This window comes from Brucella pituitosa, from assembly GCF_003049685.1.
In the GTDB taxonomy this organism is placed as follows: Bacteria; Pseudomonadota; Alphaproteobacteria; order Rhizobiales; family Rhizobiaceae; genus Brucella; species Brucella pituitosa.
Map to the genome: position 1 here is coordinate 607,137 of NZ_PYSY02000002.1, position 20,064 is coordinate 627,200.

Sequence of the window (20,064 nt, forward strand, 5' to 3'; positions counted from 1 at the left end):
GTTTTTACCAGTCGGCATCCAGCCCAAGATGCGCAAGCGCCTGCCTGCGCAGTTCCGCTAGTCGCGGATCGCCACGATGGCGTGGATAGCTGAGATCCACTTTAAGTTCGGCTTCGATGCTTGCCGGACGGTTGCCAAAGATGATCACCCGTTGTGCAAGGAAGATCGCTTCCTCGACATCATGTGTGACGAGCAGTGTGGTAAAGCCGTTGCGCTGCCAAAGATCCAGAAGCTCAGCCTGCATGGCAAGCCGCGTCAGGGAATCGAGTTTCCCCAATGGCTCATCCAGAATGAGCAATTTCGGATCATTAACGAGCGCACGCGCCAAGGCTGCACGCTGCGCCATGCCGCCCGAAAGCTGGCGCGGATAAGCATTGGCAAAAGCCGACAATCCCACCAGCTCAATCGCTTCATCGATCCGGTGTCCCTGAGTTTTCAGCACGCCACGCGCCTGAAGCCCCAAAGCCACGTTGTCCCGCACCGTTCGCCACGGATAAAGTGTGGGGTCCTGAAAGACCACCACGCGCGACGGATTTGGTCCGAGGATTTCCTCGCCATCGGCCAGAATCCGCCCTTCGCTTGGCGGTTCCAACCCGGCAGCGAGCCGCAAAAGCGTACTCTTGCCGCAACCCGATGGGCCCAGAATAGCGACAAACTCACCGGGTTTCACATCAAGCTCGATGTGGTTGAGAACCGGCAATGACTTACCTTCAAGACCAAAGCGATGGCTCACATTCTCAACCTGAATATGAAAGCCACGGCTTTCATCAGCAGAGGCGGCAGGCGTTTGTTTGAGGGCAGCATTCACCATTTCACATCCCCCTTCTGCCATGTCAGAACGCGATCACGCACCGTAAAGAGCAGCGTAATCAGACCGGAAAACACAATCGCCATGATAATGAGCGCGCCATAGAGATTGTTATAGGCCGCCCAGCCTTGCGCCCATTGCAGATACCAGCCGAGACCGGACTTGACGCCCATCATTTCAGCGGCGACCAGCACCGAGAAAGATGCACCCAACCCCATGAAAAGACCGACAAAAACATGCGGCAATGCTGCGGGAATTGCGACGCGCAGGATCAGGAACAACTGACTGGCGCCCAGAGTGCGTGCAACGTCGTAATAGGCTTTATCGACACTCGCCACGCCCGACCATGTCAGAACCGTAAGCGGGAACCACGTTGCCAGCGCAATCAGAAACACTGCGGCTGAAAAGCCTGACGGAAAAAAATAGAACGCCATTGGCAACAATGCAGTCGATGGAATTGGCCCCAGAAACCGCAACACCGGATGAACCCAATAACCGATTGCCTGTACCCAGCCGATGGAAACACCAGTCAGAAAGCCCGCAATCGCACCAAGCACAAAACCGGAGGCCAGAAGCTTGAACGAGTTATAGAGGCTGTCGAGCAGACGCGGCCAATCATCGAGATAGACTTCGAGCAGAGAAGAAGGCGGCTGGAAAAACGGCACAGGGAGCCATGCGAACTTGGCCGTAAGCAATTCCCAAACACCAAAGAATATCGCCAGAGCCGTCAGCCATGGCGACCAGTAAACCAGCCTTTTGCCAAATGCCGGATAGGCGGCAACCAATGCCGCACCGATTGCCAGAAGGATCGTCCAGCCAATGAATAGTCCATTGGTTTCACGAACATAAAGCGGCTCGGCAAACCCAACCACCACATTGGGAAGGAAGACGGAAATAGCACTCACGATGGCCCAGGCGATCACCGCCACGAAGGGCCATAGCGAACGACGAAGCGCGGAGGGCAGAGCCTCCCGCGCATCGTCCTTGGACGAGATATAGACGGCGTCAGGTGATGACATTGGCGACGATCTTTTCGGCAAATGCATCCGTATTGGTATTTGGCCGGATGACATTGATGATCTTGAGCTCATCCACGAACAGAGCGACATCCTTGCGCAAGGCATCACCCGTCGAATGGTGGTCATGCGTGTGACTGCGCAGGATACGCGCCACGTCCGTTGCAGAGACATTACCCGGAACGAAAGGTGCAAAGATTTCAGCACTTTCATCCGGATGCGCTGCAGTCCATGCCTGCGCCTCTACGATTGCACGCGACAAAGCGCTCGCAACTTCCGGCTCGTCACGAACCAGACTGCCGCGCAGACCCAACACACAGCAGGCAGAGTTGACATACTGCCCATCAAGATTGGTCGCGACTTCCTTGAGGCCATCACGCTCGCGCTGGAGGAAGGCGTGCGGATCATCGCCAGCCACGGCCTGCACTTCACCCTTCTTCAAGGCTTCCGCAAAAAGATCAGCCGGATATTGCAGCCACTCGATTTCGGTATCCGGATTGATACCCTGCTTGGCCGCCTGAATAGCGAAGAAGTTGCGGATGGGGCTTGCCTGATCGCTGACAGCAACCTTTTTGCCTTTCAGATCAGCAATCGAATTGATGCCTGAATCGGGCGCTGCCAGAAGGCGCATACAGCCGCCATGCGTTCCGACAGTCAGCGATACGTCAAACCCCTGCTCCAGTGGCTTCAGCCAGCGCAGCGCCATGCCGATGCCGCCATCTGCCTTGCCGGTGGCAATTGCCTGAAGCAGCTGATCGGTTGGGCCAGAGAAATTGACCGGTTCGACAGTCAGGCCATATTTCTCAAACAAACCTTTCTTGAGCGCAACCGAAATTGGCGACTGACACACAGCTGTCTGCCCCCAGGCCAGCTTGATCACTCTCGGAGAAGATGAAGTGCTCTGTGCGAATGCCTTGCGCACAAAGCCATCGGAGCCACCAATGGCTGCCGCACCAAGACCAACTGCGGATGCCCCCAGAAAAGCACGCCGAGATAGATAAGATTTCTTATTTTCGGAAGTCATGCAATCACCCTGCTTATAAAGAAAGATGATTGAACTTATTTATATAATTAAAATAATGTGAGGAATTTATATTTAAAATTAAATAGACAGTTGAAAATTATTTCTTTTAAATTTTTCAATAATTCCTAAAATAGGAAAAGCCGAAGAATATATTCTTCGGCTTACGATAATATATACTTTAAACAAATTTATAACCCAAGCAATCGATAACCGCCACCGTGATAAAGAAGCGGCTCACCTCCGCCTGTCACAATCTTCAGTGCCCGTCCGATAATGATAGCGTGGGTATGGCGCTCAATAACGTCCTCAACCGCACAATCGACCGAGGCCAACGCGCCATGCAACGCCAGCGCGCCGCTTTCCAGTGCATACCACTCACCACCATCATAGCGAGCAGCCCCCTTGATACCATCTTTGCCCGCGAAACGATCAGCAATGGCCTGTTGACCGGCAGACAGAATATTGACGCAAAAATGGTTGTGACGGCTGATCACCGGCCAGACCGAGGAACCACGGTTGATGTTCACGATGATTGTTGGAGGATCGACAGACAGTGCCGTCGCTGACGTCACTGTTGCGCCCGTGCGTCCTTCGTCAAACCCCGCTGTAACAACGCTTACCCCACCCGCTAGCTGTCGCATAGCGGCCTTGAGTTCACCTGGAGAAACCTCGATATCTACAGGCTCTTCAACATACTGCGGAATACTCTCGCGGAGATATGTTACCGTTGATCCCATGTCTGTTTATTACTCCAGATTTATCAATCCGTCACACGGTAGCAGCGCTCGACAGATTGGCCGAGAATGCGCTTTCTATATTCGACTGATTTTGTAGAAAATTAGAACCAGCAACGGCGCAATTACGCGCCACTGCTTATTGTTCTTGGCGGTTAAGCTGATACGCCGAGATTATCTTTCAATGTTTCTCCGGCATAATCGCTGCGGAACACGCCTTTGTCCTGAAGGATCGGTACAACCTTTTCAACGAATTCGTCGAAGCCTCCGGGCGTAAGGTGCGGCGCAAACACGAACCCATCGGCTGCATCAGCCTGAACATAGGCGTTGATTTCGTCCGCTATAGTCTGCGGCGTGCCAACAAATTGCTGACGCGCTGTAACCTTAATAATCAGGTCACGGATGCTAAGCTTGTCACGTTCAGCGAGCTCGCGCCATGCACGCGCCGTATCAATGCGGTCATCATAACGATTGGCGCGCCCGAGAGCCAATTGCTCGTGTGCAACATCCGGCTCCAATTCCGGAAGCGGTCCATCCGGATCATAGTTTGAAAGATCGCGGTTCCATACCTGTTCCAGAAAAGTAATTGCCGATCTTGGACTGACCTGCTGCAGACGGATTTCCCGAAGCTTTTCTTCTGCATCTTCCTGCGTATCGCCCAAAACGAAATTGGCGCCCGGCAGGATTTTCAGCGAATCCGGACTACGCCCATAATGAGCCAAACGCTGCTTCACATCGCGATAAAATTCCTGCCCCGCTTCCAGTGTGCCATGGCGGGAATAGATGACATCGGCGTGGCTTGCGGCAAGCTCGCGCCCTTCCTGCGAGTCGCCAGCCTGTGCAATAACGGGCGCGCCTTGCGGTAGCGGTGCCAGATCTGAGTGACCAGCAATGTCAAAATGCTTGCCCTTGAAAGCAAAATCACCTCCAGCCCAGATTTTTTGCGCGGCATCAAGAAATTCGCGCGCACGCTCATAGCGTTCCTTGAAGGGCAGATGATCGCCTCGCCGGAAATTCGCGCCAGTAAATGCACCCGGTGATGTCACCACATTCCAGCCTGCACGCCCGTCGGAGAGAGTGTCAAAAGTCGCAAGCTGTCGCGCAAGCGCATAGGGTTCGTTGAATGTGGTTGTTAGCGTACCGATAAGGCCCACATTTTCGGTGATTGCAGAGAGTGCGGTGAGAATAGCCAGCGTATTGGGCCGACCAGCAACATCAAGCTCGTGAAGCTTTCCCTTTTGCTCGCGCACGCGCAAGCCTTCCGCAAGAAAGATGAAATCAAACTTCCCGCGCTCGACCGTTTCAGCAAAATGCTTGAACGAAGAAAACTCGATCTGGCTGCCCGCTGCCGGATCACTCCATACGGTGAAATTGTTGACGCCCGGAAACTGCGCTCCGAGAATAACCTGCTTCAGCTTTGTCATTTTCCCGGTTCCTTCGCTCAAGCGGCTGTTGAATAACGATTGATTGCTTCCGGCAGGCCAAACCGCGCCCTCAGCGTGGTGCCTTCGCCGTTGTGAACAAGCTTGTGAGCCTGCAATGCGGGCAGCAGTTCTCTGAGAACGAAATCGCTTTGCGATTGCGGATCAGACAAGAGCAACCTTATGCCCGAAGCGCCCCATGCTTGGTTCTCAATAACGGCATCAATCGTTTCCTGAACACTTAGCTTGTCAGAAAGCGCGATGTCGGCGACGACAACCGGCGCTGTGCGATCATGCACGGATGCGCCAGCAGCCCTGATAAGCTGCTCATCCGCTGCAACAAACACCACATCCGCATTCCGGGCGACATTCAGCTCATCGAGGTTTGAAAGTTTGGTGGCTACAATCGGCTGGCCCTGCGGTGGACGCGGGGTGATTGAAGGCCCAAGAATTCGGAAATTGTCGCTTTCAAAGTTGATGTAGTGCAGTTTGGATGCATCAAGAAAACGCTGCGTTTTCTTATCGCGGATAACGGCATCGTCTTCCCAGCTATCCCAAAGCCTGCGGATAACTTCGATTGCATCCTGGGCGTCCGTTTTAAGCGCCTGTTGAGCAAGCAAAGGATAACCATTCAACGCACCCAGCGCTTTGCTGGCTTCCAGATTGCGCTGTTTTGTGAGCTGCTGCACAAGCAGTCCAGCACGTCCTTCGCTGACGTAGTCAAGCGTCGCAATGGTGGTCGAAACGTGAAACGGTTCCAGAAAATTGACTGGCGCACCGGCGATGATACCAATATTGGTGAGACGCGGTGCAAGCCAGTTGGCCAGCAAGATGGCATCCAGCCCATCGCCGCCCTTGTGTGCGAACTCATCTTCCAGTGTCAGAAATGCAAACGCACCATCAAACGGTTTTGTCAGCTCCGTCCAGAACTGCCGCGATTGCTTGAGGCTGGTTTGAGGTGCGGTTGCGGCGCTGATACCCACGCCTAAGAGCAGGGTTTTAGACTGCGTCATATTTTATTCCGATCGTAATTAAATGGATTGGATAACTAGCCAGCGCGAACGACGCTCAGCTCTGGCTTGCTTGCGCCCGAGGCGGGAATAAGCCGCGCAAAGTCTGTGAGAATTTGCGCATAATCCTCGGCGTGAAATTCGTAAGGCAGCTCTAGGCGAAATTCGGAGACAAGCGGGAGAACAGGATCGGCTGCAAGTGTTTCCAGAATTTGCTCTGTCGTGCCCACAATATCGGGCAGAAACAAAGTGCGGCGCGGACCATGGGCGAAACCCGTTCGCTTGTCGCGTTCGGAGGCGAATTCCGCATAGCGACGGCGCGCATCGGGACTTGCACTGTCCGTGGGCAAGATCACCCGGCCAAGTGCGACACGAGGCGCACGCTCATGCACCCATTCCTGACGGAACCGTTCTATGAGTGCTTTTTGGGCTGTCAGAAAATCATCCGTGTTCTCACCGCTGACAATGTTTCCCGTCAGAAGATTAAACCCAGCCTGCCCCGCCCAACGTGCTGAATTTTGTGATCCACCGCCATACCACAGGCGGTCGGTCAGCCCTTTGGCAAAGGGTCTTAAACGCGGGATTTGCGCACCAGCGGCATTGCCCGCTTCGGTCTCGCCCGAAAGTGGTTCTGACCGCAGAGCCTGTGCCAGTTTTTCTGCACGCGCGTGACTGAAATCAGCGATGGGAGCGGCATCGACGAAATCTGCAATAAGATGCGCAAAAGGCGGCGCACCAACTGAAACGCCAACATTCAGCCTGCCGTTTGACAGCAGGTCCACAGTTGCAAGATCTTCGGCCAGCCGGAACGGGTTTTCATATCCAAGCTGGATGACCGCAGTGCCAAGACCGATGCGTTTTGTTCGCTGCGAAGCGGCAGCGAGGAAGGTAGCGGCAGATGAAATGCCGCGTTCCAGATGGCGCTGGCGCACCCATGCGCTGTCATATCCCAGCTGCTCTCCATGTTCGAAAAGTTGGAGCGTATCCTCTAAACCCCGTGCGGGATCACTCTCGTGATGACTGCCGGGAATGAGAAAGGCGAAATGTTCGATATGTGAAAGGGGCATGGCTTGTTTCCCTTCTCACGCAGCGGTTTCGCGATAGCTTTGAAGTCGCGCAAGAATTTTTGCTTCCTGCACCGCCTTACGTTCCTGCACGCGCTGCGTTGCCTCCTCAAATGAGGCCGATGCGGGATAGAGCGGCGAGGAGATCTGCTGGCCTAGCTTGGAGCCGATGTGCTTTTCAAAAGGCAGCGACCGATATTGCTGAACATCTAAAGATGTGTCGAAGAGCGGGCGATAGCCGAGTGAAATGTAAAGCGCTGTGGCCTCGGGTTGGCGAAAGCCGGTCGAGAGATAAGCCCGTGTGTAACCTAGCTCACCGGCACTTTCTTCAAGCGCCAAAACGATGCGGCGCGCCAGTCCCTGCCTACGCAAATGCGATGCCGTCCAGATACGCTTGAGTTCGACGGTTTCATCGTCGTGGCTCATATAGGCACCCCCGGCAATGGTCTCCCCATCGCGCTGAAGCAGCAGGAAACCGCCAAGCGGCGCCGCAAATGCCTCTGTGGGATAGCGCAGAATTTCTGTGCGCGCGCCGCCCGGTCGGTCCAGATTCGCATAACGGCTGTCATATTCATGAACCAGCCCATCGATGAGAGGCTGTGCTGCCGGGTCCAAAAGAGAAGACTGGATAATAGTATCAACCATAGAATGCCTCCGCTGAAACAAATCCTGTCCGACTTGTGTTGAGTGGAAGCATAAAGCTGCCATCGAACAGTATCTCTCCTTAACGGTGCCTCTTTGCTCGCACGTTTGCACGGCATGAACGTTTAATGAGCGTGCAAATATTGGAAGATCGTTGCTCGATTAATATTCTACAAAAAACATAGATTATCTCCTCATTGAAGTTGTTGGTGAGGATCAAATGCCCTACGCGCTCAGTTTTCTCGATAAAAGTCCCATTCATGACGGCGAAGCAGCCCAGGCGGCGCTGACCCGCACGATAAAGCTTGCGCAGAAAGCAGAAGCCGCAGGCTTTCATCGTTTCTGGGTGGCAGAGCACCACAACTCACCGGGGCTTGCCAGTTCGTCACCGGAGGTACTGATCGGCTTTTTGTTGGCTCATACCCATCATATCCGGATTGGTTCTGGCGGTGTGATGCTGCAGCATTACAGCGCGTACAAAGTCGCTGAGAACTTCAATCTGCTTGCATCACTTGCCCCGGGACGGGTCGATTTGGGCGTCGGAAAAGCGCCGGGTGGCTTGCCGCTGTCAACTCGCGCATTGCAAGGGGCTTATGACCCAGACCGAAAGCCATCTTTTAAACAGCAACTCGCAGAGCTTGATGGGTATCTCGATCATGGTTCAGAGAAACCAGATGATGAAAACGGTATTGCCGCCTATCCGGTTCCGCCGCAAAAACCTGAACGTTTCCTGCTGGGTGCGAGCGTCGAAAGTGCTGAACTTGCGGCGCAGCTCGATTGGAACTTCGTTTATGCCGGACATATTCAGGGCGATCCGGCAGCCATCAAAGAAGCGGTTGAAGCCTATCGGACAATTACGAACCGCCCTGCCATTTTAGCGGTCAGCGTTATTGTTGCTGAGAGCGATGCCGAGGCGGAAAAACTGGCAGGCGATATTCGCCGCTTCCGTGTCGCGGTCGAAGGCCTGCAGCCAGTCAATGTCGGCAGTCACGAACAGGCGCTTGAATATGTGCGACAGGCCGGTGCCACACAATACAGCATCGAAGAGCGCACGCCTCGTGTGATCCGTGGCACAGCCTTGCATGTTCACAATGAGCTTCAACGCCTGCATCGGGAGTTGGGCATCGCCGAGTTCGTTGTCGACTGTCCTGTTTCAGAAGGCAGCCATCGTCTCAAAACCATTGAGCTGCTCGCCAATAATCGCCCGGCAATCGCGGCATAAACTCTCCCAATTTCCCGACACTGGATATTCAACGTGGTAACAAGACGAGCTTTCCTGGCTGGCGCCAGCGCCCTTACTCTGATCATCGCTGCTGGAGCCGAAATCACTTCGGCCAAAGCGAATGCTGAACCCGTCAGCGGTGGTTCTCTCACATGGGGTGTGGAGACAGAACCAAGCACACTTAACCCCCATTTGAACGGTCAGGCCAAAGCCAAGCTCATCTTGCGCAACAGTTATGAATCCCTTTTAGCCCGCACACCGGATGGTGGCTATGTGCCGTGGCTCGCCAAGAGCTATGAAGTTTCTGACGACGGCAAAACCTACACGTTTAAACTACGCGACGGCGTGAAGTTTTCGGATGGTGAGAAATTCGATGCAGCGGCTGTTGCTCTCAACTTTAGCAAACTCAAAGAACCCACTTATTCAGGAAGCATCAGCGCAGGCCATGTCGCGCGTGTCAGCGAAGTAACGGCCGTTGATCCACTAACTGTCGTTATAAAACTCGACCGCGTTTACGCACCTTTTCTGGATGGTGCGGCAGGCATTGAACTGATCTCGCCCAAAGCATTTGAATCTACACAGCTGAAGGCTGGTGGAACAGAAGTCGCAGGAACCGGCCCCTTTGTTATCGACCGTTATATCAAGGGTCAGGAAATCCGCTTCGTTAAAAACCCGGCTTATAATTCGGCGCCCGAAAATGCCGCGCATCAAGGCCCGGCCTATCTCGATGATGTGACCTATCGTTTCCTGCCTGAATCCTCAGTGCGTATCGGCGCACTCACTTCCGGGCAGATTGATGCCGCAGAAGGTATCTCCGGCAACGATGCGCAACTTTTCAAAGACAATCCAGAATTTAGCTACCAAACTTCAATCAACACCGGAACGCCTTACACGCTCTATCTCAACATCACCCGCGAACCCACTTCCGACGTCAATGTCCGTAAAGCAGTGCTGGCTGCCGTCGATGTCGAACGCATTATTCAGTCGGTTTATCGCGGTGAAAGGGAACGTGCCTGGGGCATTCTTACGCCCGCCGACACAGACTTTTACGATAATTCGATTGAAGACACTTACGGGTTTAATCCAGAACTTGCCAATAAGCTTCTCGATGAAGCTGGCTGGACGGAACGTGATGCGGACGGCTTCCGCACCAAAGACGGCAAACGTCTGACAATCGAGGTTGTGCAGTCACAATCCACCGTGCGCGACCAGCGGGATATTCTGTTACAGGCGGTACAGGCACAGGCGCGGCAGAATGCGGGCATCGATATTGCGCTGCAATATGTCGATGCGGGTACCTATTCCAGCCGTCAGAAAGACGGCGAATACGGCATCATTCCAAACTCGACCACGACGCAGGAAAACGGCGTCACCATCTACTTCCATTATCTGCCACGAGATAAGGGCGGCTCGATCAACTATAGCCGGACAGAAGACCCCAAAGTCTCCCAATGGTTGGACCAAGGCGCTTCGACGCTCGATCCCAAAAGGCGCTTTGAGACTTACGCAGAACTGCAACGCTTCGCGCTGCTCGATCAGGCTTACGGCCTGCCACTTTATGTTCCAGCCGATCAGATCGTCGCATCATCCCGCGTTCAAGGCATTGGTTTCCGCTCTTTCAAGCGGCTTCCGGAAAACGCCTACGACATCTGGCTTCAAAATTAATTTCATCCTTCTTACGAGAGACCGATACATGCTTAATCGCCGATATTTCCTGACACTCGGAACCGCAGTTTTCACAGCGGTCGCACTGCCAAAAATCGCATTCGCGGAAGATGCCAAACCCGTTGAAGGTGGCAAGCTGGTCTGGGGCGTTGAAACTCAGCCTGCAACACTCAATCCGCAACTCAATGGTCAGGACAAAACCAAACTTCTGTTGCGCAATGCTTATGAATCGCTGCTCGCACGCACCGCTGACGGCGGTTATGTATCTTGGCTTGCGAAAGATCATAAGATTTCGGACGACGGTAAAACCTACACATTCACGCTACGCGATGATGTGAAGTTTACGGACGGCGAAAAATTCAATGCGGAAGCCGTAGTAGCCAACATTACGGCGCTCAAGGACCCGGCCTATTCCGGCAGCACAAGCACCGGGCCAGTGTCGCGCATTGCAGAAGCGAAAGCGCTTGACGAAAACACCGTCAGTTTCACGCTCAAAGGCATTTACGCGCCATTTCTCGATTATATTGCCAGCCTGGAAATTCTCTCACCTGCTGCATTTAAATCTGAAGAAATCAAATCCGGCGGCCCTCAGATTGCAGGAACCGGTCCTTTCATTTTGAAGCGCTATGCCAAAGGACAGGAACTCAACTTCGCAAAAAACCCGGATTACAACTGGGCACCGGCAAATGCTGCTCATCAGGGTCCAGCCTATCTTGATGAAGTGACCTACCGTTTCCTGGGCGAGTCTTCGGTCAGAACCGGCGCTCTTACGTCTGGTCAGGTTGATGTCATTGAAGGTGTGTCGGGCAATGATGCGGCCTTGTTCAAGGATAATCCTGACTTCACCTATCAGACGGCCCTGAATACCGGCACACCTTATTCGCTTTTCCTCAATGTCGAATGGGGGCCGACGCAGGAGCTTAATGTTCGCAAAGCACTGGTTGCAGCGATTGATGTCGATGCCGTTCTCAAGTCTGTCTATCGCGGGGAACGCACCCGCGCATGGGGCATCACTTCGCCTATTGATCCGCAGTTCTACGATAAAAGCATCGAAGGAAAATACGGTGCCAATCCAGAGCTTGCCAACAAGCTTCTCGATGAAGCGGGATGGACGGAACGCAATGCGGAAGGCTTCCGCACCAAGGATGGCAAGTCGCTGACCATCGAAGTTATTCAGGCACAGGCGACCGTGCGTGATCAGCGTGACGTTCTCTTGCAGGCTTTGCAGGCACAGGCGCGCCAGAGTGCGGGCATTGATCTCAAGATCGTTTATGTGGATGCCGGAACCTACACAGATCGCCGCAAGACCGGAGAATTTGGCTCGATTGCCAATTCCAATACGCCAACCGATGCTATCGATATCGAGCTGCATTACCTGCCACTCGATAAGGGCGGTTACATCAATTACAGCCGCGCTTCAGCACCTGAATTAGCGCAATGGCTGAATGAAGCCGCCTCAACGCTCGATCAGGCAAAGCGGTTTGAGCTTTACAGCAAGCTGCAAAATTTCGCCATTTTGGATCAGGCCTATGCCTTGCCGCTTTATGAACCTGAAGATCAGGTTGCGGCTGCAAGTTATGTCAAAGGCATCAGCTTCCGGCCGTTCAAACAACTTCCTGAAAGCGCCTACGACATCTGGCGCAGCGAATAAACACGCCTTCCCGCGAACTTCGACACAAAGGAGCTACAGATCATGGATGCTGAAAATACCACGACCATAGGTCGCGCACCCGCAAGCTGGTTGCCCCGGCGTTTCGGAATTCCGCGCAACAGCCTTGCGGGACAAATCACCCTGCGCATAAGCTCAGGCCTACTGGTTCTGTGGGCGGCGATCACCCTGAGCTTCATCAGCGTCCATCTAGCACCAGGCGACATCGTCAGCATACTGATTGGCGAACAGTTACGCACGCCTGAAGTCGAAGCTGCCATTCGCGCAGAATGGGGGCTGGATGATCCAATTTTCATGCAATACCTATCCTATCTCGGACGTATTCTGCATGGCGATTTTGGTCGATCCTATTATCTGCAGACAGACGTTTCACAGCTGTTGTTTTCGCAGATGTGGCCGACGCTAAAGCTCGCGGGGGCAGCACTTTTTGTGGCAATCGTCTTTGCTGTTGGCAGCGCTGTTCTGACTGCTGGTAAAAAGCTGCCGCGTTCAATCGCAGCGGGCACAGAACTGGTTCTGATTTCAACGCCATCCTTCTGGCTTGGCATCGTTCTGCTCTTCGTCTTCTCCTTTACACTCAAGCTGTTTCCGGTGTCGGGCGACAGGAATTTCGCAGCACTCGTTCTTCCAGCTCTATCGCTTGGTTTGTCTTTAGGCGCGGTGATCGGACAGGTCCTACGCGAAGGTCTGGAACGCGCACTGGAAGAACCCTTTGCGCTGACAGTGCGTAGTTGGGGGACCAGCAATCTTGTGCTGCGTTTGAGACATGGTTTGCGCCACGCATCGCTACCCGCAGTTACACTGACCGGCTGGCTGATTGGCGGACTTCTTTCAGGCGCAGTCATCACCGAAGCCGTCTTCGGGCGTCCCGGTCTTGGCCGCATCACGGTTGATGCAGTGCTTTATCACGACCTGCCGGTGGTGCTGGCTGTCGCTATTTTCTCGGCGTTTATCTATGTGGTGATGAGCACCATCGTTGATGTGCTCTATCTGCTGATTGATCCGCGCCTGAGAACCGAAGGTCGGAGATAGATCATGAGTGTCACCCCCGCACTTGAAACACACTCGACGGCAAAACCGGCTGGTACAAGCTTACGTAATCTGGCCCGATTGGTCCTTTCGCGCCCGGCACTGGCACTACCATCACTCTTTCTAACGCTCATTGCCGTTGCAACGCTCTGGCCGGGTTTACTTACAACAGCCGATCCATTGCTGGCCGATCCGTTACAAGCACAATTGCCGCCGTCGGCAGAACATTGGTTTGGCACCGATCATTTGGGCCGCGACGTGTTTTCACGCGTGGTTCACGGTGCGCGCTATTCCGTTCTGATCGGCTTTAGTGCTGTGGCTATCGGTGCTATAGCTGGCTCCATTCTAGGGCTGCTGGCTGGATTATCGCGCGGCCTGATTGATGAAGCAATTTCCCGTTTTCTTGACGTGGTGTCTTCGTTTCCCGATCTGCTGCTGGCTCTTGTTTTCATCTCGTTCACAGGACCGGGCACCGTCAATCTGATCTTTGCGCTTGGGGTTGCCATCATTCCGCGTTTCGCCCGCGTCGTGCGCGCGCAGACCTTTGTTATCGCGCAAAGCGGTTATGTCGAGCAGGCGAAAACATTTGGGCTGAAGCGTCACATCCTCGTACTGCGGCATGTATTGCCCCACGCCATTGCGCAGGTACCAATCCTTGCAACAATCGGGCTTGGCACAGCGATCATCAGCGCTGCGGGCTTGAGCTTTCTTGGCATGGGACCGCAGCCGCCAGCTCCCGAATGGGGCGCGATGCTCTCAGAAGCGCGCAATTATCTGCGTGTTGCATGGTGGATTGGCGTCTGGCCCGGTCTGGCCATCACACTCACCGTTATCTCCATCAGCATTCTCGGACGCCGTTGGCAGCTTGCCTTTGAAGGCCGGAGGCAGTCATGACAACGCCCCTTGTTGAAATTCGCAATCTATCCATCAGCTTTCAACGCGATGACCAATTGGTCAAAGTCGTCGAAGGCATCAATTTGACCATTCACCCCGGTGAGACGGTAGCGCTTGTTGGAGAGTCCGGTTCGGGCAAGTCAGTGACGGCACGAGCATTGATCGGACTTTCAGGCCCAAGCGCTATCGTCAAGGCTGACCTTTTCGAGATCGATGGTCTGAGTGTCCTTGATTACCGCGATAAGGAATGGCGGGGGTTGCGCGGCAACAAGATCGGTTTCGTCCTACAGGACGCGCTGGTTTCGCTTGATCCACTACGCCGCATCTCGCAACAGCTTTCGGATGCGTTCGGCGTGAAGGGCTTTTTCAAACGGCCAGACGTTTCAGATCGCAGCAAGGCATTGCTGCGCTCGGTCGGCATTCCCGACCCTGATCGCAGATTGCTGCAATATCCACATCAGCTTTCCGGCGGTTTGCGGCAACGCGCACTGATCGCAACAGCGGTTGCACGCTCGCCGTCACTGCTTATTGCCGACGAACCGACCACAGCGCTAGATGCAACGGTTCAGAAGCAGATCCTCGATCTTCTTGCGGAGCGTCGCCGGGCGGGACACACACTTCTGCTGATTAGCCATGACCTTGCTGTTGTCTCACGATTGGCCGATCGCGTTCTGGTCATGCACAATGGCCGCATCGTTGAGGAAGGCCCGACTAACCAGATCCTCAATGCGCCGAAGGAAGCCTATACGCGACATTTGCTTGAAGCCGTGCCATCGGCAGGTTCGCGCGGCTACCGACTATCGCCAGCACAGCCGCACCAACCGCAAGTCAGGGTGGCACTGCCGCCAAAGCGTATTGATGAAAGCACCCATGTTCTGGAAGCCAAAGGGCTTTTCAAACATTATGGCAAAGCCAACACGCCTTTGGCCGTCAATGATGTCTCATTCTCGTTGAAAGCTGGCGAAGCGCTCGGCATTGTTGGGGAATCCGGCTCTGGCAAAACCACAGTCGCGAAGATCGTTCTGGGATTAACTGAACCCGACCAGGGTACGGTACATATTGATGGCAGGCTCTGGAGCAATCTGCGCGAGGAGCAACGCCGCGAACAACGTGCGCATATGCAACTGATTGCGCAGGATGCGCTCAGTTCGTTCGATCCGCGTTACACGGTTGAAAAGATCGTCGGTGAAAGCCTTGATTCAGTTCATATCTATGGTGATGAACGCCGCAAGCGCGTGGTAGAAGTCCTGGATGCTGTACGTCTGGGCGCGCAGTTTCTCAAGCGCTATCCCCGTGAATTGTCGGGCGGTCAGCGCCAGCGTGTCGCCATCGCGCGTGCCTTTGCACCGCGCCCGAAACTTCTGGTGGCCGACGAGCCTGTAAGCGCGCTTGATGTATCGGTGCAGGCTCAGGTGCTCGACCTTCTGGCGGAGCTACAAGCAGCTTCAGGCACATCGCTTCTGTTCATTTCCCACGACCTTGGCGTCGTCCATCATCTGACAGACCGCGTTCTGGTGATGAAGGACGGTCGCATCGTTGAAAGCGGCGCTGTTGAACGCGTCTTTTCCCAACCACAGCACAATTACACACGCGCCCTGCTGGATGCCGTTCCAACGATAAGCGCCGCTTAACTTACTATTTAACGCGCATCTTGTCCGAAAACCGTTTCACACTTTTCGGGATGCGCTTCTTGAGGAGATCACCATGACCAGAACACGTACCCGCCGCTTGAAAACCCTGTTCGGTGCCAGCAACGTTGTTTCCGCGGACAATGACCAGGACAAGGCCTTTGGGTTCAAACGCGCAATAGAGTTGGCAAAGAAGGCGGAAGCCGAGAAAATCACCGGTCTTTTTACTGCCGACCTTCTGCAACTTGATCCGGCGGGTCTTGCAGGCACCACTGGCACGCAAGACCCGGTTATCGCGCTTGCAGCGCTGGCACATGCCACATCGCATATCGGGCTTATTGCGACCGTCTCAACAACATTTTTGCATCCTTACAATCTCGCACGCCAGATCGGAACGCTGGATCATTTGAGCGGTGGCAGAACGGGCTGGAATGCCGTGACCTCTTCGGTCGGCGAAGAGAATTTCGGCGGCGATCTGCCAAGTCCGGAAGAGCGCTATGAACGGGCTGCGGAATTCATCGAGATCGTCAACGCGCTCTATGATGCAAATGAACGTGATGCGATCACCCGCAAAGCGTCGGGTAATATCTCTGTCCACCCGGAAAAATTTCACCCCATCAACTATCGTGGCAAGCATTTCAGCGTAGAAGGGCCACTGAATGTGCCACCTCTGCCGCAGGGGCGTCCGGTTCAGTTTCAGGCCGGCCAATCCGACGCCGGTGTCACGGTTGGCGCACGCTATGCTGAAGTCGTCTATACGTCACAGCCGAAGCTCGAAGATGCTGTGGCCTTTGCCGCCGAGCTGCGCCGCCGAGCGGCACAGTTTGGCCGAGCCAACAATCTGCCATTCATCATGAACTCGCTTCATTCGCTGATTGGATCATCGGAAGCCGATGTTGCTCGCCGTCTGAAAGACAAGCATGAGGCAATCGATTATGATCAGGGACGTGTCAAACTTGCAGATATGCTTGGCGGTCATATTGATCTGAGCGATCTGCCGCTCGACAAGCCGCTGCCGGAAAACCTGCTGCCGGAAATCACCAGCATTAACCGTCGCCGGGGCCGTGTCGAAGTGTTCCGTCGCTATGCGCGTGAAGGTCTGACCTTGCGTCAGTTGATTATTGAGGCGCAGGAAACCGGTCACTGGTCGATTGCAGGCACGCCGGAGCAACTCGTCGATGCGATTGAAGAACGTTTCAACACAGGTGCTGTTGACGTTCTCACGCTGCACGGCATTGGTAATCCCGATCAGGAAGATTTGCTTCTAAATGGTCTGATCCCGGAGCTCCGACGCCGGTCGTTGATTGATACGGATTATATCGGTTCTGACTTCCGCGCCAATCTGGAACTACCAGCCTTATCCGTTGCAACACCATCTCAGGCCCGGAGCGCCTGAAATGGCAAAGCGTGAGGGTTTTCTGCGTTTTGGCTTGTTCGTCTATCCGGTCGGCCACCATATTGCGGCATGGCGGCACCCGGATGCTGTTGCAAATGCTGGCATCAATTTCGATTATTACCGCAACGTTGCCTCGCTGGCGGAAGCAGCCAAGTTCGATCTGCTGTTTCTTGCCGATGGTGCGGGAACTCGCGGCGACAATCTCGAAATTCTGAGCCGCACAGCCCACAGCTATGTAGCACAGTTTGAGCCGCTGACACTTCTGTCTGCCCTGTCAGCAGTGACCCGCCATATCGGCCTTGTTGCGACGGCCTCATCGAGCTTCAATGAGCCTTTTCACATCGCGCGGAAATTTGCCTCACTTGACCATTTAAGCGGTGGTCGCGCAGGCTATAACCTTGTGACTTCGGCCAGCGACTTTGAGGCGCGCAATTTCAATCTCGACCGTCACTATGAACATGCCGACCGTTATGAACGGGCGGAAGAATTTGCCGATGTCGTCACGGGGCTATGGAACAGCTGGGAAGATGATGCCTTTCTTTATGACAAGGAGCAGGCACGGTTTTTCGACCCTAACAAGCGGCATGTGCTTGATCATAAGGGCAAGCACTTCTCAGTTCAGGGGCCGTTGAATGTGCCGCGTTCCCCGCAAGGGCATCCGGTGACCGTGCAGGCCGGTTCGTCAGCAGCTGGAAAGGAACTGGCAGCAAAAAGTGCTGATGTGGTTTTCACTGCACAGCAGACGGTTGAGGAAGCTTCAGCCTTCTACAAGGATGTCAAACAGCGTGCAGCACACTATGGGCGTGATGCCGACGATATCAAAATCATGCCTGGTATTTTTCCGGTTGTTGGTCGCACGAGGCAGGAGGCTCAGGACAAATTTGACGAACTTCAGAACCTCATTCACCCGTCTGTAGGGCTCAATATTCTGTCTTCGGGCTGGTCTGGTCCCGACCTTTCGCAGTTCGATCTCGACGGTCCCGTGCCTGAGTTGCCGGAAACTCAAGGCAGCAAAAGCAGACAAGAGCTTCTGTTTGAATTGGCGCGGCGCGAAAATCTGACCATTCGTGAGCTTTATCTACGGGTTGCGGGCGCGCGTGGTCATCTGCAAATCGTCGGCACAGCGACGGACGTGGCTGACGCGCTCGAAGAGCGTTTTGAAACCTATGGCGCGGATGGATTCAATGTGATGCCGCCTATCTTCCCGGCAGGTCTGGAAGACTTTGCCGAGCTGGTTCTGCCGAAGCTTCGTCGCCGCGGGCTTGCCCGCAGCGATTATGATGGTCCGACATTGCGGGATAATCTCGGTTTGAAGATACCGACACATCCCGCAACATCGGTTCAGAGTTCAGACACCTTAGCTGCCATCAAAAAAGCGGTTTGAAGGGCGTGGGAGGCCTAGGTGTTCACGCAGCGTGCTGCCCTCGTAATCAGTGCGGAAGATACCACGGCGCTGTAACTCAGGCACCAGTCTTTCCGCGACATCATCAAGGCCTTCCGGCAGGAAGGGGAATACAACTGTGAAGCCGTCACTGGCATCCTCTTCCAGCCACTTCTGCATTTCATCGGCAACGCTTTCGACGGTTCCGACGAAAGCAAGACCTGAATAGCCGCCGTAACGCTGGGCGAGCTGACGGACAGTCAGCTTTTCCTCTTCGGCCAATTTAAGCACCTGCGCCCTGCCCGACTTGCTTGCGTTGGTTTCGGGAATTTGAGGCAAATAGTCATCTGGATTAAAGCCTGATACATCATGGCCCAGAGCAATCGACAGCGATGCGATACCGCTATCATAGTGAACAAGACTATCGAGCTTCGCACGCTTCTGCTTGGCTTCCTCAAGGCTATCGCCAAGGACGATGAAGGCTGCAGGCAATATCTTCAACGACGATGGCGCGCGACCGGCGGCTGCCAAGCGTGACTTCAAATCAGCATAAAGCTTTTTTGATTCAACAATGTCTCGCGGCGCACAAAACACCACTTCCGCAGTTTCTGCCGCTAGCTGGCGACCCGGTTCTGATTGACCAGCCTGAACAATCACCGGCCATCCTTGTACGGGGCGAGCGATATTGAGCGGACCACGCACATTGAAATCATCGCCATGGTGATCCAGAACATGCATCTTGGATGGATCAAAGAAGATGCCGCTTTCCTGATCCCGGATGAATGCATCATCCGCAAAGCTGTCCCAAAGTCCCGTTACAACATCATAGAACTCGCGCGCACGCTTGTAACGTTCGCCATGCTCGACATGCTCGTCCTTGCCGAAATTAAGCGCTGAGTCGGGATTGGACGTCGTGACAATGTTCCACGCTGCACGCCCCTGACTGATATGGTCAAGCGAGGCAAAACGTCTGGCAATATGATAGGGTTCATCAAATGTCGTGGAGGCCGTTGCAGCCAATCCGATCTTGTCAGTCACCGCTGCCAGAGCCGACAGCAGCGTGAATGGTTCAAATGATGTAACTGTATGACTACGCTTCAACGCCTCGACCGGCATGTTGAGGACAGCGAGGTGATCCGCCATGAAGAATGCGTCGAATTTCGCCGCTTCAAGTTTCTGGGCGAAAGCCTTCAGATGCTTGAAATTGAAATTCGCGTCGGCATAGGCACCGGGATATCGCCAAGCGCCAGTATGCAGGCTTACAGGACGCATAAACGCCGTAAGATGAAGAGACTTGTTCAATTGATTGTTCCTGAGGCTATTGCGAAATGAGGTGGGCGCTTCTCGATGAGCGTTTGTCAGATCGGTGATTTTACGACTACGCACTCATTGAGCTAAGAAATATGATTGCGCAGCCTGCGCCACTCAAGGAATTTGCACTTCATATTTCCGTGATTCATG

General features: G+C 54.2%; 17 protein-coding genes. 8 read left to right on the forward strand and 9 right to left on the reverse strand.

Features of this window, described 5'->3' with window-relative positions:
• Positions 1 to 4: 4 nt before the first annotated feature.
• The 8 genes from C9380_RS15100 to C9380_RS15135 all read right to left on the reverse strand — a co-directional run bounded on the left by C9380_RS15100 (position 5) and on the right by C9380_RS15135 (position 7,722).
• Positions 5 to 811, reverse strand: coding sequence for an ABC transporter ATP-binding protein (locus tag C9380_RS15100; RefSeq protein ID WP_024900074.1), 807 nt, complete (start codon positions 809 to 811; stop codon positions 5 to 7).
• On the reverse strand, positions 805 to 1,827 hold the full coding sequence (locus tag C9380_RS15105) for an ABC transporter permease (protein ID WP_128093911.1): 1,023 nt from the start codon (positions 1,825 to 1,827) through the stop codon (positions 805 to 807). Before C9380_RS15105 ends, C9380_RS15100 begins: the two co-directional genes overlap by 7 nt.
• On the reverse strand, positions 1,814 to 2,848 hold the full coding sequence (locus tag C9380_RS15110; protein WP_024900072.1) for an ABC transporter substrate-binding protein: 1,035 nt from the start codon (positions 2,846 to 2,848) through the stop codon (positions 1,814 to 1,816). The genes C9380_RS15105 and C9380_RS15110 overlap by 14 nt, the downstream gene beginning before the upstream one ends.
• A 188-nt stretch (positions 2,849 to 3,036) precedes the next feature.
• Positions 3,037 to 3,585, reverse strand: a complete 549-nt coding sequence (locus C9380_RS15115) for a flavin reductase family protein (protein WP_024900071.1) — start codon at positions 3,583 to 3,585, stop codon at positions 3,037 to 3,039.
• Between the two features lie 152 nt (positions 3,586 to 3,737).
• Positions 3,738 to 5,006: an LLM class flavin-dependent oxidoreductase gene (locus C9380_RS15120; RefSeq protein WP_128093912.1), complete on the reverse strand. Its 1,269-nt coding sequence runs from the start codon at positions 5,004 to 5,006 to the stop codon at positions 3,738 to 3,740.
• A 17-nt stretch (positions 5,007 to 5,023) separates the two neighbouring features.
• Positions 5,024 to 6,016, reverse strand: a complete 993-nt coding sequence (locus C9380_RS15125; protein ID WP_128093913.1) for an LLM class flavin-dependent oxidoreductase — start codon at positions 6,014 to 6,016, stop codon at positions 5,024 to 5,026.
• A 35-nt stretch (positions 6,017 to 6,051) separates the two neighbouring features.
• Positions 6,052 to 7,080, reverse strand: coding sequence for an LLM class flavin-dependent oxidoreductase (locus C9380_RS15130; protein ID WP_128093914.1), 1,029 nt, complete (start codon positions 7,078 to 7,080; stop codon positions 6,052 to 6,054).
• 15 nt (positions 7,081 to 7,095) lie between these two features.
• Complete coding sequence (locus C9380_RS15135) at positions 7,096 to 7,722, reverse strand: GNAT family N-acetyltransferase (protein ID WP_100557062.1); 627 nt, start codon at positions 7,720 to 7,722, stop codon at positions 7,096 to 7,098.
• A 217-nt stretch (positions 7,723 to 7,939) separates the two neighbouring features.
• Here C9380_RS15135 and C9380_RS15140 point away from each other — a divergent pair, with 217 nt between their 5' ends.
• The 8 genes from C9380_RS15140 to C9380_RS15175 all read left to right on the forward strand — a co-directional run bounded on the left by C9380_RS15140 (position 7,940) and on the right by C9380_RS15175 (position 18,606).
• Complete coding sequence (locus C9380_RS15140) at positions 7,940 to 8,941, forward strand: LLM class flavin-dependent oxidoreductase (protein ID WP_105534611.1); 1,002 nt, start codon at positions 7,940 to 7,942, stop codon at positions 8,939 to 8,941.
• Between the two features lie 33 nt (positions 8,942 to 8,974).
• Positions 8,975 to 10,606, forward strand: coding sequence for an ABC transporter substrate-binding protein (locus tag C9380_RS15145; RefSeq protein ID WP_128093915.1), 1,632 nt, complete (start codon positions 8,975 to 8,977; stop codon positions 10,604 to 10,606).
• 28 nt (positions 10,607 to 10,634) lie between these two features.
• Positions 10,635 to 12,257 carry an ABC transporter substrate-binding protein gene (locus tag C9380_RS15150; RefSeq protein WP_128093916.1) on the forward strand — a complete coding sequence of 541 codons (1,623 nt, stop codon included), beginning with the start codon at positions 10,635 to 10,637 and terminating at the stop codon, positions 12,255 to 12,257.
• Between the two features lie 42 nt (positions 12,258 to 12,299).
• Positions 12,300 to 13,307: an ABC transporter permease gene (locus C9380_RS15155; protein ID WP_111787366.1), complete on the forward strand. Its 1,008-nt coding sequence runs from the start codon at positions 12,300 to 12,302 to the stop codon at positions 13,305 to 13,307.
• Between the two features lie 3 nt (positions 13,308 to 13,310).
• Positions 13,311 to 14,198, forward strand: coding sequence for an ABC transporter permease (locus tag C9380_RS15160; protein WP_113484839.1), 888 nt, complete (start codon positions 13,311 to 13,313; stop codon positions 14,196 to 14,198).
• Complete coding sequence (locus tag C9380_RS15165) at positions 14,195 to 15,829, forward strand: dipeptide ABC transporter ATP-binding protein (RefSeq protein WP_128093917.1); 1,635 nt, start codon at positions 14,195 to 14,197, stop codon at positions 15,827 to 15,829. The genes C9380_RS15160 and C9380_RS15165 overlap by 4 nt, the downstream gene beginning before the upstream one ends.
• Before the next feature lie 73 nt (positions 15,830 to 15,902).
• On the forward strand, positions 15,903 to 17,222 hold the full coding sequence (locus C9380_RS15170; RefSeq protein ID WP_128093918.1) for an NtaA/DmoA family FMN-dependent monooxygenase: 1,320 nt from the start codon (positions 15,903 to 15,905) through the stop codon (positions 17,220 to 17,222).
• Position 17,223: 1 nt separating this feature from the next.
• Positions 17,224 to 18,606 (forward strand): LLM class flavin-dependent oxidoreductase, encoded by a 1,383-nt coding sequence (locus tag C9380_RS15175; RefSeq protein WP_128093919.1) that lies wholly within the window; start codon positions 17,224 to 17,226, stop codon positions 18,604 to 18,606.
• Here C9380_RS15175 and C9380_RS15180 read toward each other — a convergent pair.
• Positions 18,580 to 19,875, reverse strand: a complete 1,296-nt coding sequence (locus tag C9380_RS15180) for an LLM class flavin-dependent oxidoreductase (RefSeq protein ID WP_128094441.1) — start codon at positions 19,873 to 19,875, stop codon at positions 18,580 to 18,582. The genes C9380_RS15175 and C9380_RS15180 overlap by 27 nt on opposite strands.
• Positions 19,876 to 20,064 lie beyond the last annotated feature (189 nt).

What these genes read in the sequence shown, in the direction of transcription:
- C9380_RS15100 (WP_024900074.1), bottom strand. Translation starts at nt 811, where the DNA reads ATGGTGAATGCTGCCCTCAAACAAACGCCTGCCGCCTCTGCTGATGAA.
- C9380_RS15105 (WP_128093911.1), bottom strand. Translation starts at nt 1,827, where the DNA reads ATGTCATCACCTGACGCCGTCTATATCTCGTCCAAGGACGATGCGCGG.
- C9380_RS15110 (WP_024900072.1), bottom strand. Translation starts at nt 2,848, where the DNA reads ATGACTTCCGAAAATAAGAAATCTTATCTATCTCGGCGTGCTTTTCTG.
- C9380_RS15115 (WP_024900071.1), bottom strand. Translation starts at nt 3,585, where the DNA reads ATGGGATCAACGGTAACATATCTCCGCGAGAGTATTCCGCAGTATGTT.
- C9380_RS15120 (WP_128093912.1), bottom strand. Translation starts at nt 5,006, where the DNA reads ATGACAAAGCTGAAGCAGGTTATTCTCGGAGCGCAGTTTCCGGGCGTC.
- C9380_RS15125 (WP_128093913.1), bottom strand. Translation starts at nt 6,016, where the DNA reads ATGACGCAGTCTAAAACCCTGCTCTTAGGCGTGGGTATCAGCGCCGCA.
- C9380_RS15130 (WP_128093914.1), bottom strand. Translation starts at nt 7,080, where the DNA reads ATGCCCCTTTCACATATCGAACATTTCGCCTTTCTCATTCCCGGCAGT.
- C9380_RS15135 (WP_100557062.1), bottom strand. Translation starts at nt 7,722, where the DNA reads ATGGTTGATACTATTATCCAGTCTTCTCTTTTGGACCCGGCAGCACAG.
- C9380_RS15140 (WP_105534611.1), top strand. Translation starts at nt 7,940, where the DNA reads ATGCCCTACGCGCTCAGTTTTCTCGATAAAAGTCCCATTCATGACGGC.
- C9380_RS15150 (WP_128093916.1), top strand. Translation starts at nt 10,635, where the DNA reads ATGCTTAATCGCCGATATTTCCTGACACTCGGAACCGCAGTTTTCACA.
- C9380_RS15155 (WP_111787366.1), top strand. Translation starts at nt 12,300, where the DNA reads ATGGATGCTGAAAATACCACGACCATAGGTCGCGCACCCGCAAGCTGG.
- C9380_RS15160 (WP_113484839.1), top strand. Translation starts at nt 13,311, where the DNA reads ATGAGTGTCACCCCCGCACTTGAAACACACTCGACGGCAAAACCGGCT.
- C9380_RS15165 (WP_128093917.1), top strand. Translation starts at nt 14,195, where the DNA reads ATGACAACGCCCCTTGTTGAAATTCGCAATCTATCCATCAGCTTTCAA.
- C9380_RS15170 (WP_128093918.1), top strand. Translation starts at nt 15,903, where the DNA reads ATGACCAGAACACGTACCCGCCGCTTGAAAACCCTGTTCGGTGCCAGC.
- C9380_RS15175 (WP_128093919.1), top strand. Translation starts at nt 17,224, where the DNA reads ATGGCAAAGCGTGAGGGTTTTCTGCGTTTTGGCTTGTTCGTCTATCCG.
- C9380_RS15180 (WP_128094441.1), bottom strand. Translation starts at nt 19,875, where the DNA reads ATGCGTCCTGTAAGCCTGCATACTGGCGCTTGGCGATATCCCGGTGCC.